Origin of the sequence: Paraburkholderia solisilvae (assembly GCF_902859875.1) — a bacterium.
Classification (GTDB): Bacteria; Pseudomonadota; Gammaproteobacteria; order Burkholderiales; family Burkholderiaceae; genus Paraburkholderia; species Paraburkholderia solisilvae.
Map to the genome: position 1 here is coordinate 108,085 of NZ_CADIKF010000001.1, position 14,934 is coordinate 123,018.

Genomic DNA, 14,934 nt, shown 5'->3' on the forward strand with positions numbered 1-14,934 from the left:
GGATCATGTTGGTTCAAACAGCAGGGAATGGAGCAATCGCGGCAGTTGGCAACGACGATGGGGTGGTGAGACCCGATGCATCGGCACCGGGGGGCGATACGCCGGTGGTGCGCAATATACCCCGTCGAGCGAGGCTCGCGCGGACGCTCGATTCAATATCGCCGCCTGGGGTCGAACCTGCGGCACAACCGGCTTCACGTCATGCCACTGGCGCAGGCGGCGCGAATCCAGCCACGTTGACGCTGGAAAGGCGCGGACCCGTATTCAGCAAAATCGCATCGGGTTCGCCGTTTCGCCCGTTTCGAGGCGGTGAGGCGCTGAGGTCCACCGCCTCGTCTTACTATCCGTTCGACCAGGCGGACTATGCGGATAGAACCGGGCCCAACGGCATTTGCCAGGGCTGGGTCCGGCTTGCGTTGAGCAGGCTGGACCGTCAGCAGGCCGGGGGCCTGACGGATGCGGTCAGGCTTATCCAGGCTGATTTGAATAATCGCCGGGACTTTGTCTCAACAGACACGATTGCGCGCGCCCGCAGCTTGCAAACATACCACGATACGTTGCGGCTGCAACGTTATGGGCCGGGCATCTGGACGCAGATGGATGGACCGCGCAGATGGCACATGCGCGAGCTTTTTGAACAGATGCGCGAGCACCTGCAGGTGGGAGGCGCTGCGCATATCGCGCTAGGCCTGAATCCTCCGGGAACGAATCGCGGTACGAAAGGCCATGTGTTGCTGGTGCATCGTTCGTCGCCGAGCGAGTACGAGGTATTTGATCCGAATAACGGCGTGATGAGCTATTCGAGCCGGCGCGACATGGTAGCGGCGTTGCGCCGGTATATGGATGAGGCCTTCACGGATACGGGCATGCGGCTCACGCCGGATGCCGTGCAGTATTACTCGATTCTGGGGCCATCGAATAGCGTGAGCGCGCATGACGTTCCAGCCCGGCCGCCGACACGGCCCGAAGCACCGCTCACCGTGTCCGCACAACGCGAGTCGACAACACGCGATGCCCTCCGGACCAGTGCTGACGAATCGAACAGCTTGTCGAGCGACACGTTATCGGGTGCCGCCGGCCAGCCAGACGCATTGACCGGCAGGGACCGCGGCCTCGCGACTGCCGCGTTATCCGATATTGCACAAGGACATTCGTCGAATCTGACCGACGCAACCGAAAATATCAGGCGCAGGTTGACCGATAGGCAACTACGATCAGTGACGCTTCGCGAGATTGACGATATGCAGCGAGATAATGGGTCCGGGGTCGTCGAGCCTTTGCCCGGGTATGCAAGACGGCGAGGCTCCGCCGGTATATTGTCGGCTGCGAATCTGATTGCCGACGTGCGGGAGCATTTCAACAGTTTGCACGTGAACCAGGATACCGGCGTCGGATATCCGACAGACCTGGCGGTAATCAACCTTGCGACGCGCGAACGGCCTCCCGGCAATGGCGGTTCCACAAACGCACGCGCCGGCACGCGGGCCGATGGCGAGCCGATCGTCGTGCACCGGCTGAACGAAATCGAAGACTATGCCGGCGACCGATACGAACTCTACGATCCGGGCTCGGGCGTCTGGCGCTATGACGGCTTTGAGGAAATGGCGAGTGCGTTGCGTGGCGTATTCGATCGCGGGTATCACGCGCTCGGCGGGGTCGATCATGCCGACACGAGCTACTACGCGAACCTTTCGAGGCCGATGGCGGCGGCGGGCGGCTCGGCGCCGGCGCGACTTGCGATTGCGAATCTCAACCTGGGCCAGATCGAGCAACTGCTGGGGATCCTCAATGCGCGGCCCGGCGTGACACCTCGTCCGGATCTGGCGCCGCCGCCCTTCTCGATCGTGCCGAAACACGACCCTCGCGATCTGAAACGCGGGGAGACCTCACCGATCCCGTTGAAACCGGACGGACTATTCCGACCGTCGACGGTGACGCCGCAGGATCTCAAGACACACGGTGGCTTCGATTGCGAGCGCACACAGGTGAGCGATATCAATCTTGGCGTGCACAATCTGGATGTCGCGTCGAATCCGCATCTGATCGACAGCGCCGGATATCTCGGGACTTTCCGCAGCGAGCGAACCGCGCTGGACCGGTTTCCAGCCCAGTCCGGCGACGGCTACATCTACTTCATTGCGCCGACGCCGAACATGGTGGATGTTGCCGGCAGTCTCGGCAGCCAGATGCATGCGCCGTGGGATGGCGAGGTCGCGGCGATGGGGTGGATCGATTATCCGCAGATTCGCGGCTGGCGCGTGGTGAAGAACGGCGTTCCGGGTCAATACGTCGCCAATCCGGATTACCGCTGGGACGTCTATGACCACACTGGCATGGCCGGCGCACAACCGCAACTGTCGAGATTGCCGGTCGATCACCCCATCTGGCGCGAAGACGGCTATAACGCGTATGTATCGGACAACAGGAAGAACGGTGGCACTCTGAAATTTAATGAGGATCCCAATGTTACCCATGCGCTGTTTTACGATGCCGCATGGGAAAAGGTGCGTGAGCTGAATAAACGCCAGGCCGCGGATCTCGACTACCGCGGCCCGTTGCGGCTTCACGCATACGGTAGCGGTGACCGGTCCAGAACGGAGATTTATCTCGACGGACAGAACAACGTATGCGTCAATACGATGATCTCGCCGTCATCGACCGGAACTGGCACCCGGCATGATTTTGCGTTTGCCGACGACGGCCGTTTCCATGTGATCGGCAACACCCGCAAGGTTCTGCAGGTCGATTCGAATGGCTACGTCTACGCGGGCGATGTACCGGATGACCCGAATTCGCTGAACGGCGTATTCGAGTATGACGGCAAGCATCTGATACACCAGGAAGACCTGAAGCTGCTGACGACGGGTTTGTCGTCGTTCACGCCGTTTGTCGACAGCAACTTGCATGGAGAGCGCAGCGAGTGGCATTTACGCGCGCCCGATGGAAAGGATGTCAATCCGCCTCGTGTCAACATGCACACGTTTCGCCGGGGGACAAGCGCTAGCGCGCAGCAACTCTTTGCGTTTTACCAGGATCCCGATGTGGCCTTGCCGCATTCCGCGACCCACTTCGTAACGCGTGTGCCGGACAACGCATACAGCGGCAATTTTCTCGACTATGTGAAGCGGATCACGAGTGAGGAGGCTCGCGATGCCTCAAACTGGTTGCGCACACACAATGCCGCCTGGTTGTTCGACGATGGCTTTTATGCAACCGCAAACGGGCCGAACATGCTTGAAGTGCGCAGGCTGGACGGCATACCGGTCTGGCAGGCCGAAGGGGTCGATATCGACCCGCGCAAGGTGGGTCACGTCGAGTTCAGGACGCTGCTGCCTCTGTCGTCGAACTATCACATGCTGGATGAAACGAAGCAGCGCATCGCAGCGCGCGAAGCACGGCGCAGCCGCGGGCTCTCCCTGTTGACGACGCCGCTGCCTGCCGCCGCGTGACGTCCTTCGAACCTCGTGCTCAACAGAGTTTTTACGCGCCAGACGGTTGACCGCTTGCGAGCGGAAAGAGATCATCACTGACAGGTCGTTTCGTTTAAGGACATCAGATGAGCACGCGTTCCGAAGGTCAATCTCTTTTAAAGATGCTAGGCATCTCGAATCCGATCATTCAGGCGCCGATGGCCGGCGTCAGCACGCCCGCACTTGCCGCTGCGGTGTCGAATGCGGGTGGGCTCGGGTCGCTCGGCGTGGGCGCGATGAACGCGGAGGGCGCGCGCAAGGTGATCAGGCAAACGCGCGCGTTGACCGGCAAGCCGTTCAACGTCAACGTGTTTACGCATGTGCCGGCGGTGGCCGATGCGGCCGTCGAGGACGCCTGGTTGAAGTGGCTTGCGCCGGTATTCGGCCGGTATGGTGCGAGCGCGCCTGAGAAACTCAGCGAGATCTATACGAGCTTCGTCGAAGATGAGGCCATGCTCGATGTCTTTCTCGAAGAGAAACCCGCAGTCGTGAGCTTTCATTTCGGGCTGCCGTCGCAAGACATCATCCGTGCGCTCAAGCGCGCGGGAATCATACTGTTCTCGTCCGCAACCAATGTGCGGGAAGCGGCCGCGTCAGTCGAAGCGGGTGTCGATGTGCTCGTCGCGCAAGGCATCGAAGCGGGCGGACATCGCGGCATGTTCGATCCCGATGCGTTCGACGAAGGGCTGGGTACGTTTGCGCTGACGCGGCTGCTTGTCGAGAAATTCGCGGTGCCAGTTGTCGCGGCCGGCGGCATCATGGACGGCGCAGGCATCGCGGCGGCACTCGCGCTCGGCGCACAGGCCGCGCAACTGGGCACCGCGTTCGTGGCGAGCCCGGAGACATCGATCGACGACGGCTATCGCGCGGCTATCCTCGGCGCGCAGGCGGAGCACACGATGCTGACCTCGGCCATTTCGGGCCGGCCGGCGCGCAGCATGATGAACCGTTTCACCGAACTCGGCCGCGCATCGAATCTGCCCGCAACGCCTCACTATCCGATCGCTTACGACGCCGGCAAGGCGCTGCACGCGGCGGCAAAAGGAAAGGGCGAATTCGGTTACGGCGCGCAATGGGCCGGCCAGGCGGCGGCGCTCGCGCGCTCACTGCCGGCGGCGGAACTCGTCGCGGTACTCGATGCCGAGTTCAACGAAGCGATCAGGCGTTTGCAGCAATACGTGGGCTGATATCGCATGCTGAACCCGCGCATTGGCACGCTACTTCATCGGACGGCGACGCGCACGAGCAACCGCTGCGCAGGCAGTGTTACCGGACGCGCCGCGGTCGCCTGGTTGGGGGCGGATAATAGAAGAAGCGCATGTTATGCGCCTCTTGCACCGTTCATGCCGCTCAAGCCTGTTTCGACTTTCGCAGCTTGCGGAATTCGTCGACGGGCAGGCCGCCCCATCCCCAGTTTTCCTTTTCGACTTCCTGAATGACGACGAACGTGGCCTCCAGCGGCTTATGGAGCACGTTCAGCAGCACTTCGCTGACGCCCTTGATGAGCTGGGCTTTTTCGTCCGGTGTGACAGCGTCCCTGCCGGGCGCTGATCCTTCGCGCGTTACCTGGATGGTCACGATAGGCATGGAAATCTCCGTTATCTGAAGCCTGAAGTACACAGTCGCAGAAAAAGGCGCCGTCACCGGCGCCTTCGCGTTACGGGGTCGAGCGGCGCTCGCTTAGTGGCCGGCGCTCTGGCCGCCATCCACGTGCAGGATCTCGCCGGTGACGAACGGTGCGTTGTCGAGATAGAGCACCGCATTGACGATATCACTCATCTCGCCCATATGACCGACCGGATGCAGTGCGCCGAGCGCATCGTGGGTTTCGGGTGCATGCATCGGCGACTTGATGATGCCGGGCGAAACCGCGTTTGCACGAATGCCCGTTTTTGCATATTCGATTGCAAGCGATCTGGTCGCCGCATTCAGACCGCCCTTGGTCAGCGACGCGAGCACCGACGGGACGCCTGCCACCGCATGCTCCGCGAGCGTCGTCGTGATCTGCACGAGGTGGCCGCTGCGGTTCTTCTCCATCTGCTCGATGGCGAGCTGCGTGATATGAAAGAACCCGTTCAGGTTCACGTTCAGCACCGCCGCGTAATCTTCCAGCGTGTACTGCGTGAACGGCCTGGCAATAAAAACGCCGGCATTGTTGACGAGCGTATCGACCCGGCCGAAGCGCGAGACGGCGGTGTCGACCGCGCGTTGCGCGACCTCGCGTTCACCGATGTCGCCGGCAACCGTCGCGATGCCCGGGTCGTCGGACGGCTTGATCGATCGCGCCACGGCGACCACGCCATAACCTCGCTCACGGAATGCCTTGACGAGTTCTGCGCCGATACCTTGCGATGCACCCGTGACGATCGCGACTTTCTTCGGGTTGCTCATGATGTTCCTCTTTTCAATGGTTGGTTGCAGATCGAGCCGGTGGCGGCATCGATTGATTGGCAATTTAGGCAACCTGAGGACGTTTGCGCATACCCGTGATGACCAAAGAGACTTAACCGCGAGGAACAAATCGCTGGCGCGAGCGCAGCCGATTGCATGCGAATGCACGCGAGGGCCGCCGGCAGGCGCTGTGGTGGATGGACGGGCTGCCGTCGACGCATTATTGATTTCGTGTAATAACGCGTGTTACACGCTGACATGCCTGCGCGGAATGACCGCTATGCCCACATGTGAATGCACGGAACGTGCGATCAAGCGCGCGTGACGCGCAAGGCGGCGCTGGCTGCAGGTCAGACGAAATTCGGGCAACATTCCGACAACATTCAGGCAGCATTCGAGCGCCGCGTCATCCGGGCGAATGCAGTGAAACAACGCGCCGGCAAGCGATCGACCGGCGTGGAAAAACCAGGGGCGTCTCTCGTATGGATACGTTGCGCAACATGAAGATGTTCGTCGAGGTAGCCGAAGCGGGTAGCTTCACCGCGGCCGCACAACAGCTCGACACAACCACCGGCTACGTGTCGCGATCGGTATCCGAACTCGAAGCGCATTTGCGCACGCGGCTGCTGAATCGGACGACGCGCCGGATCGCCTTGACGGAAGCGGGTGAGCGCTATCTGGTCCGTTGCCTCTCGATTCTCGAATCGGTGACCGAGGCCGAGCTCGAAGCATCCGAAGCGCATGCGAGGCCGGCTGGCACGCTCAGGGTGCATGCGATGTCGAGTATCGGTCAGAACTACGTGGTGCCCGCGGTGGCGGCGTTTCAGGAGCGCTTTCCCGCAGTCACCGTGGATCTGACCTTGTCGCAGAACGTGCCCGATCTGCTCGAGGACGGATACGACGTCGCGCTGCGTACGTCGCCCCGGCCGTTGCCGGATTCGAACTACATTTCACATCACCTCGGCATTGTGCATAGCGTGTTGTGCGCATCGCCGGCGTATCTCGAAGTGCATGGCCGGCCGGAGACGGCGGCGGATCTCTCGCATCACATGTGTCTGCAGGTGTCCGTGCCGATTTTTCCGGCGGATCGCTGGACCTTGATCGGCAAAGACGGGCAGCACGAGTTTCTTCTGCCCACTACGCGCTTCAAGGTGAACCTGGCGGACGCGATGGCGGCGGCGCTGATTGAAGGGATGGGCATCGGTGCGCTGCCGGCGCTGACCGTGCGCTCGGCATTTCGAAATGGCACGCTGGTCCGGGTGCTGCCCGACTACTATCTGCAAGATCTGAACATTTACCTGGTCTATGCATCGCGCCAGTATCTGGACGCGAAGATCAAGGCGTGGGTCGAGTTTCTGAAGGAGTGGATCGGCGACGCTTTGCGTGAGGACGACACGCTTGTCAGAATGACGGCGGGTGCGGGCGCGTCAGACGCGGTGTGAATGCGGCACGGTTTGCCGGTTGACAACGCTGTCGAAGAACGGCGGCCACGCGAGCTTACCGTTCCTCGTATGGCAGGGCGATAACGAAATGGAATGACGTCCATTCATGAGCTTTCGATAAACAAAGAAGTGAAAACTTCGTTCTTAATCTTAAATGGCCTCTTACCTAGAATTGTGTTCAAGCGATGCGGACATGGGTTCGCAAAGCAATGCGATCAACGGAGGTCATCATGAAATCGCTTATTCGTTCAATGGTTGTGGCTGGCGCGCTTGCGATTCCCGCCTTTGCGTTCGCTCAGGCAAATGATTCAGCGGTCTCGCAAGGCGCGGCAGCGACCGCTGTGCAGCAAGGCGACAGCGGCTATGGCGGGAGCGTCGACGGCTCGTCTGCCGCAGGCGCGGCTCATCATCACTGGTACAACCTGGCGGGTCGCGGCAAGAGCACGGGCAGCAACAGCCAGCAGGATAAGTGTGTGGGTCCGGTCAGCTTCTGCAACATCTACTTCGGCAGCTGAAGAGGTTGTTGCGACCCGCGGATGGCGTTGCGTAGCGAGGATCGCTCGGGGCAGCTAGTCCGCCTGTGAGTTTGCCTGAGCTACGACGTCGCGCGCTGTCAGCTGGACGTGCTTCGGACTCTCGCCGAACTGTTGCTTGAACGCGCGGCTGAAGTGCGCCGGGTTGGCGAATCCGCATTGCCACGCGACATCGGAGATGCGAAGGTCGGCAGCGCTATTTGTCAGCAGCGCCTGCGCGCGTTCGAGACGCGTTCTCCACACATGGCGCATCACCGTGCTGCCTTCCGCGGCGAACAGTTTGGCGATATAGCGGGTCGACACGCCGGCCGCTCTTGCGACGCTATCGAGATCGAGCGCTTCATCGCCGAGGTTTCGCTCGATGTAGCGCTTCGCGCTCGACAGCGCGACTGCCGTGCTTCGCACGCGTTTGGGCGCGGATGGATCGTCGGCGAGAATCTGCATCAGGTCGATCAGATGATCGGCAACGAGCTTGCGACTCGCCGGACTCGACCGTTCACCATGCGCGGCGGTCGATGCGATCAGCGATTTCAGCATGCGGACATCGGGCGACGTGGCATCGGGAACAAACATGTCGCGCCCGGTGAAGTGCAGGCCGCGCGCTTCGAGCGCGGACTTCGGGATGCGAATCGCCATGCCGCGCGTGTTGCTGTCGCCGGTCTGCACATACTTTCTGCTGGGGTCGAGAAGCAGCAAGGAGGCGTTCGTCAGGCGCGTCTTTACGCCGCATTGTTCCAGTTCGATCACGCCGCTCTGGGTCATGAACGCGACGATGGTTTCGTTGCGCCAGTTGTTTTGCCCGGCACCCGCCAGCGAGGTCCATTGCTGTGCGGAAACGTCGGCCGCCGCGAATGACAGTTCGCCCATGCGCCAACAGGTGCCTTTGAGTCTTTGCGGATCCAGGCGGTCGAATGAGCACTCCATATGCCAATAGCTGTGGACCATGTCGTGCCAGCACTTGACGGGGCGAGCGGTTTGATGATTGAGGGCGCTCGTAACGTCGGGTTCCATTTGGGGTTCCATTTGAGCTCCAGGGAACCGCGTATATCGCGGTGATTAAACCCTCTTTCTAAACAAGCCGCCGGACGATTTATTCCGGAGCCGGTAAACAAGCGGTTGCGGATCCGATCATCAGGCAGCGCGGCGTCATGGAGCGTCCCCCTTCAGGAATGACATGCCTGCCGGTCGCGCGAGTGACTGTGCGAGCACCATTTTTTGTCCAGCACGGCACTGACAATGCGGCTGCGCGGCTTACGGCCGCAGGGGGGGCGCGAGCGATTGAAGCGCAACCGCTTTACAATGCCTGACTCTTTTGTTCACCGTGACAATCCGATGACCCCATTCCAAGCCGTTGCACTCGAGCATGCGAGCCGTCTGATCAACCACGGGCCTACGGTGCTCGTCACCAGTCTCGATGGCGAGCGGCGCAATATCATGGCCGCGGCGTGGTCGATGCCCGTCGAATTCAAGCCGCCGCGTATTGCCGTGGTGATCGATAAGAACACCTTCACACGCGAACTCGTGATCGCGAGCGGCGTGTTCGGTATCTGCATACCAGGCGCGGGCGCGATCGATGTCACGTATGCGGTGGGATCGTCCAGCGGGCGCGATACGGATAAATTCGCCGAGTTCGGTATTACGCCGGTCACGGGTCCGGTGCTCGGGCTGCCGCTGATCGAAACGAACTGCGCCGCATGGCTCGAATGCAAGCTGATTCGCGAGCCGCACACCGAAGACGCATACGACACCTGCTTCGGTGAAGTGGTGTCCGCAGCGGCTGATTCGCGAGTGTTCAACAACGGTCACTGGGTATTCGATGCATCGAACGAGTCGCTGCATACGCTGCATCATCTGGGCGCCGGAAATTTCGCGCGCGCGTCGAATGTGCTGCGCGCAAGGCCGCTGCCGTAAGCTTTCTTTCTGACAGAACAGTCGCGCTGCGTGCGATGCGATGTGCGCCGGCACGCAGCGCGCGCACGTTCGCCATTGCGCCATTCCGCACGTCGGTGCGGGCCGGGTGGAAGCCGCAGCCGAACTCCGTGCCAGCATGGCCGGGTCATGCAACCGAAACGGGAACTGACCCATGGATATCGGCCTTTCTTACCATCGTCGCGCCGTCAACGGCATCAAGCTGCACTACGCGATTGCAGGCGATGGCCCGCCGGTTGTGCTGCTGCATGGATTTCCCGAAACCTCGCATACGTGGCGGCGACAGATTCCGGTGCTCAGCCGCTATTACCAGTTGATCGTGCCGGACCTGCGCGGCTACGGCGCATCCGGCAAGCCGGTGAGCGGTTATGACAAGCGCTCGATGGCCACTGACATCAAGGAGTTGCTGGCGACGCTCGGCATCGCGCGCGCGGCGGTGCTCGGGCATGACCGCGGCGCGTGCGTCGGCACGCGGCTCGTCAAGGATCATCCGTCGTGCGTCGCGCGTTTCGCGGCACTCGATCACATTCCGACCCGCATGATCTTCGACCGGGTGAATGCGGATGTTGCGCAAGCCGCCTGGTTTTTCTTCTTCAACGCCGTGCGCGATCTGCCGGAGGCGCTGGTGCAGGGGCGCGAGGAAGTGTGGCTGCGCCATATCTTCACGTCGTGGCTCTATGACATCAGCGCGATCAGCGACGCGGACATCGAAGTCTATCGGCGCGCCTACGCGGCGCCGGGCGGATTGCGCGGGGCGTTCGAAGACTACCGCGCATGGCCGGTGGACGTGGAACAGGACCGGCTCGACGCGGACGTGAAGATGGCGTGCCCGACGCTTGCGCTATGGGGCGCCGAATTCGATGCCGCGAAGAGGGTCGATATGCGCGAGATATGGAGTGAAATGGCGACCGACCTGACTTGCGTGGCGATCGCGCAAGCGGGGCACTTTCCGCACGAGGAGCGGCCGATCGAAACCAACGAGGCGCTGCTGGCTTTTCTGCGCGACTGGAAAGGGTGATCGCAGTCTGAAGAAAGCATTTTGTTTGCTTTGCGAAGGGCAAGCGATGGTTTGACGTCAAACCAAGGCCTTGATGGCTCGAATAACGCGGCTCAAAGCGCTTAGTTCGCGCGAATGCGGCCTGTGCCGCTGGCTTAAGCTTCTCATGTGGGGCCACGTCCGGCGCCCGGGCGGGCGCTTTTGCAGCGCCCGCAGCTTTCCCAATCGAGATCCATGGCCACACTTCCGACGGGCGAGCCCAGGCGCCCAGAACAACACCCTGCATCGTCAGCCGGTTCATCGCCCTCCGACGCGAAGTATGCGGACGCACTGGCGAAGGTGAAACCGCTGACCGATGCCAATGCGCCGTTGAGCCTCGCCGATCGGGTGCAGGCGTTGCATATTGCCGCGATCAGTTCGCTAGGACTCAGCAAGCCGGACGATGCGCAAAGCTATTGGCGCCGGTTGATCGACATCCAGCCTGATTTCTTCGACGCATACAACGGCCTTGGCATTCTGTTCAAGGGACTCAATCGTCTGCAGGACGCGGAAGCGATCTATCGCCAGTTTCTGTCGGTTTCCCCGGAACATCCGGACGCGCTCAACAATCTCGGCACGGTGCTGTTCGATCTGAAGCGGTTTGCCGAAGCGGAGTCCGCGTATCGCGACGCATTGGTGTGGCGCCCGCATTTCGCGGAGGCTTACCACAATCTGGGCAAAGCACTGCATGAAACGGGGCAACTGACCGAGGCGGACGCCGTCTATCGGACCGCATTGGAACTGCTGCCCGACAGCATTGAAGTTCATATTCATCTGGCCAACACGCTGCAGCAACTGGGTCGCCTTGCCGAAGCGGAGGAGATCTACCAGCGCGCGCTTGCGATCCGCTTCAATGTGCCCGAAGTGCATCACAATCGCGCGATCGTATTGAAGGCGCTTGGGCGTCTGCCGGAGGCAGAGGCGTCCTGGCGGCGTGCTCTGGCATTCCGTCCGGATGCGCATCTCTCGCAATTTTCGCTTGCGACGCTATTGCTGAGTCTCGGCCGGTACGAAGAAGGCTGGCCGTTGTACGAGTCGCGCTACCAGCAGGAAGGGCGTATCCACCACCATAGCGCGGCGACGTTGCGCTGCCCGCGCTGGCGCGGCGAGCCGCTTGCCGGCAAGACGCTGCTCGTGTGGCAGGAGGATGGGCTTGGCGACATGATCCAGTTCGGCCGCTACCTTCCCGTGCTCAAGGCGCAGGGCGTCACGCGCATTACGTTCGCCTGCGCGAAGCCGCTGCGGCGCCTCTTTGCCAGCCTTGATTGCGTCGACGAAGTGGTGACCCATGGTGAAGGCTTGCAGCGCTCGTCCACTTACGACACATGGACGAGCCTCATCAGTGTTCCCGTCTATCTGCGTACGACGCTCGCGACGATTCCGCCCGCCTTGCGTCTGACGCCCGACGGGGGATTGATGCGGCAGTGGGCCGAACGTCTCGCGGCGCTGCCGCCGGGGCGCAAGATCGGTCTGGTGTGGCGGGGCAATCCGAAGCATCACAACGATGCATTCCGCTCGGTGCCGTCGCTTGCGGCGCTCGCGCCGCTGTGGAGCGTGCCGGGTTGCCGCTTCGTGAGCTTGCAGAAGGGGCAGGGCGAAGACGAAGCGAACGCGCCGCCGGAGAACCAGCCGCTGCTGCATCTCGGTTCGGATGTGACGGACTTTGCCGATAGCGCGGCGATCGTCGAGCAACTCGATCTGCTGATCTGTGTCGACACATCGAGCGCGCATCTCGCTGCGTCGCTCGGCAAGCGCTGCTGGATGATGCTGCCCGGGCACGACGTCGACTGGCGCTGGATGCATGAGCGAACCGACTCGCCGTGGTATCCGCAGACGCTGCGTCTGTTCCGGCAAGCACAGGACGAGAGTCGGGATGCGGTGATCGAACGGGTGCGCGGCGCGTTGAGCAGCATCGAGTGGTGAGCGCCGCGCGATCCTTCGCGTTGACCCTTAGTGCTTGAACGTGGCAAGCGTTGCTGCGATTGTCGATGCAAACGGGGTTGTCGGATGGCCGATCAATTTGCGCAATGTACCGCTGTCATCGAACAGGCCGCCTTGGGATGCACCGCTGTCCGAATCGGAAATCAGTGCGGCAACCGGCTCGGGCAGACCGGCGCCGATCAGCGCCGCCTTGTATTCCGCTTCCGTGAGGTTGCGATACTCGACCGGCTTCTTTGCCTGCGCGGACACTTCCGCGGCAAACTGCGCGAGCGTGTATGAATCGTCTCCCGCGAGTTCGTAGATGCGCCCAGCTTGCTCGTCAGGCGCGCTCAATACCGCCGCGGCCGCCTGTGCATAATCGGCGCGCGCGGCCGACGAAATGCGCCCATCGCCGGCGCTGCCGGCCAGCACGCCCCGTTCGACCGCCGCCGCAATGGTCGCCGCATAGTTTTCCGTGTACCAGCCATTGCGCAGCAGCGCAAACGGCAGTCCTGACGCTTGCAGCAACGTTTCCGTCTGCACATGTTCGCGGGCCAAACCCAGCGGCGACGTGTCCGCATGCAGCAGACTCGTGTACGCGAGCAAGCGCACGCCCGCGCGTTTTGCCGCATCGATCACATTCGCGTGCTGCGCCGTACGCGCGCCGAGATCGTTCGATGAGATCAGCAGCAGCCTGTCGATACCGGCAAACGCGGCGTCGAGCGTGCGCGGGTCGGCATAGTCGCCGATGCGGGTTTTCACGCCGAGTGGCGCGAGACTGGCGGCCGCTTTTGCATTCCGTACCAGCGCGTGAATACGCGTTGCAGGTGTGCTCTTCAGTAACGCGTCGATTACCAGGCGGCCGAGTTGGCCACTGGCTCCCGTTACGAGGATGGTCGTTTCGTTCGACATATCGTGCTCCTATACTGTCTTGAAGTGAAAGTCGTTCTACTATAGGCATCCACCCCCGAACGCGTAAGGAGGCAGTTTTCCGTGTCCAGGTTACCTCTTAGTAACCCGCCCGATTTGCCCAGTGCGCCGAGTGCGTCCGGTGCGATGCCGGATGCCGGGGTTGCAAGCCGCTTCGGCGAGTGGCAGGAGCAGGGTTTCGATGCGGTGCGCTGCCCGGTGCGCAACGTGCTCGACGTGATCGGCGACAAATGGTCGACGCTGATCCTGATGTCGCTCGCTAGCAAGGCGCGGCGCTTTAGCGACATGCATCGCGTGATACCGGACATCTCGAAGCGCATGCTCACGCAGACGCTGCGCACGCTCGAACGCGAGGGGCTGGTCACGCGGCATGTGTTTCCGACCAAACCGCCGAGCGTCGAGTATCGGCTTTCGCCGCTCGGGCGCTCGGTGCTGGTGCCGCTCGGCGGGTTGATCGAATGGGCGGAAGCGTCGTTCGACGAGATCGTCGCATCGAGAAGGCGCTTCGATGTGACGGAAGTCGGTCTGTCCGCCGTGCAGGCGAGCGGTAGTTGACGCGTTGTTATCCGGGCTCGAACGTGGTGATGCCGAACACGCGCGCAAGCGCTTCCAGAATGATGCCGTCCCTACTCGAAGAGAACGATTCATGCTGAACATTCTCGGCAAGGCGACGTCGATCAACGTCCGCAAGGTGCTGTGGACGTGCGCGGAACTGCAGATTCCGTTCAATCAGGAAGACTGGGGCGAAGGTTTCCGCTCGACCCGGACACCGGAATTTCTCGCGCTCAACCCGAACGGACTCGTGCCCGTCATCCGCGACGCAGACTTCGTGCTGTGGGAATCGAATTCGATCATCCGCTATCTCGCGTCGCGCTACGACGGAGCATGGCTTTATCCGGCTGATCCGCTCGCGCGCGCCAGCATCGACCAATGGATCGACTGGCAGGCCGCCGATCTGAATCGCTCATGGAGCTACGCGTTTCTCGGCCTCGTCAGGAAATCGCCTGCACATCAGGACGCAGGTGAAATTGCCGCTTCGCTCGAGCGTTGGACGACGCATATGCGCATCCTTAACGGCCGGCTGGAAGCAACCGGTGCATTCGTCGCAGGCAGTCCATTCTCGCTGGCCGATATTCCGATCGCGTTGTCCATCAATCGCTGGTTCGGCACGCCGTTCGATCATCCTCGTTTTCCGGCAGTCGCGGCATATTTCGAGCGTCTCGAGCAACGTCCGGCGTTTGCGCGCTACTGCAGAAATGGGCAACCGTAATTGTCATTGAGCG

General features: G+C 61.7%; 13 protein-coding genes. 9 read left to right on the forward strand and 4 right to left on the reverse strand.

Annotation, left to right across the window (positions count from 1 at the left end; all coding sequences use genetic code 11):
- Positions 1-620: 620 nt before the first annotated feature.
- Both HV675_RS00505 and HV675_RS00510 read left to right on the forward strand, forming a co-directional pair.
- Positions 621-3,449, forward strand: coding sequence for an enterotoxin A family protein (locus tag HV675_RS00505; RefSeq protein ID WP_175108779.1), 2,829 nt, complete (start codon positions 621-623; stop codon positions 3,447-3,449).
- A 107-nt stretch (positions 3,450-3,556) separates the two neighbouring features.
- Positions 3,557-4,657: an NAD(P)H-dependent flavin oxidoreductase gene (locus HV675_RS00510; protein ID WP_175108780.1), complete on the forward strand. Its 1,101-nt coding sequence runs from the start codon at positions 3,557-3,559 to the stop codon at positions 4,655-4,657.
- Positions 4,658-4,820: 163 nt separating this feature from the next.
- Here the strand turns inward: HV675_RS00510 and HV675_RS00515 are convergent, their stop codons facing one another.
- Together HV675_RS00515 and HV675_RS00520 are read right to left on the reverse strand one after the other, a co-directional pair.
- Positions 4,821-5,057: a tautomerase family protein gene (locus tag HV675_RS00515; protein ID WP_175108781.1), complete on the reverse strand. Its 237-nt coding sequence runs from the start codon at positions 5,055-5,057 to the stop codon at positions 4,821-4,823.
- 93 nt (positions 5,058-5,150) lie between these two features.
- The gene (locus HV675_RS00520; RefSeq protein WP_175108782.1) at positions 5,151-5,861 is read right to left on the reverse strand and encodes an SDR family NAD(P)-dependent oxidoreductase; all 711 of its coding nucleotides are present in this window, start codon (positions 5,859-5,861) and stop codon (positions 5,151-5,153) included.
- Positions 5,862-6,343: 482 nt separating this feature from the next.
- Here HV675_RS00520 and HV675_RS00525 point away from each other — a divergent pair, with 482 nt between their 5' ends.
- Positions 6,344-7,303 carry a LysR family transcriptional regulator gene (locus HV675_RS00525; protein WP_175108783.1) on the forward strand — a complete coding sequence of 320 codons (960 nt, stop codon included), beginning with the start codon at positions 6,344-6,346 and terminating at the stop codon, positions 7,301-7,303.
- A 230-nt stretch (positions 7,304-7,533) separates the two neighbouring features.
- Entirely contained in the window at positions 7,534-7,818 is a 285-nt protein-coding gene (locus HV675_RS00530) for a hypothetical protein (protein ID WP_175108784.1), read from the forward strand.
- A 54-nt stretch (positions 7,819-7,872) separates the two neighbouring features.
- Here the strand turns inward: HV675_RS00530 and HV675_RS00535 are convergent, their stop codons facing one another.
- Complete coding sequence (locus HV675_RS00535; protein ID WP_343056743.1) at positions 7,873-8,703, reverse strand: helix-turn-helix domain-containing protein; 831 nt, start codon at positions 8,701-8,703, stop codon at positions 7,873-7,875.
- Positions 8,704-9,168: 465 nt separating this feature from the next.
- Here HV675_RS00535 and HV675_RS00540 point away from each other — a divergent pair, with 465 nt between their 5' ends.
- The 3 genes from HV675_RS00540 (at position 9,169) to HV675_RS00550 (ending at position 12,724) form a co-directional block, all read left to right on the forward strand.
- The gene (locus HV675_RS00540) at positions 9,169-9,747 is read left to right on the forward strand and encodes a flavin reductase family protein (protein WP_175108786.1); all 579 of its coding nucleotides are present in this window, start codon (positions 9,169-9,171) and stop codon (positions 9,745-9,747) included.
- Between the two features lie 172 nt (positions 9,748-9,919).
- Positions 9,920-10,783, forward strand: coding sequence for an alpha/beta fold hydrolase (locus tag HV675_RS00545; protein ID WP_175108787.1), 864 nt, complete (start codon positions 9,920-9,922; stop codon positions 10,781-10,783).
- Positions 10,784-10,996: 213 nt separating this feature from the next.
- Positions 10,997-12,724, forward strand: a complete 1,728-nt coding sequence (locus tag HV675_RS00550; RefSeq protein WP_175108788.1) for a tetratricopeptide repeat protein — start codon at positions 10,997-10,999, stop codon at positions 12,722-12,724.
- A 27-nt stretch (positions 12,725-12,751) separates the two neighbouring features.
- Here the strand turns inward: HV675_RS00550 and HV675_RS00555 are convergent, their stop codons facing one another.
- Positions 12,752-13,633 carry an SDR family oxidoreductase gene (locus HV675_RS00555; RefSeq protein WP_175108789.1) on the reverse strand — a complete coding sequence of 294 codons (882 nt, stop codon included), beginning with the start codon at positions 13,631-13,633 and terminating at the stop codon, positions 12,752-12,754.
- Between the two features lie 81 nt (positions 13,634-13,714).
- On the opposite strand from HV675_RS00555, the gene HV675_RS00560 reads away from it, so the two are divergent.
- Positions 13,715-14,206: a winged helix-turn-helix transcriptional regulator gene (locus HV675_RS00560; protein WP_246270028.1), complete on the forward strand. Its 492-nt coding sequence runs from the start codon at positions 13,715-13,717 to the stop codon at positions 14,204-14,206.
- A 91-nt stretch (positions 14,207-14,297) separates the two neighbouring features.
- Entirely contained in the window at positions 14,298-14,921 is a 624-nt protein-coding gene (locus tag HV675_RS00565) for a glutathione S-transferase family protein (protein WP_175108790.1), read from the forward strand.
- The last annotated feature ends 13 nt before the right edge of the window (positions 14,922-14,934 follow it).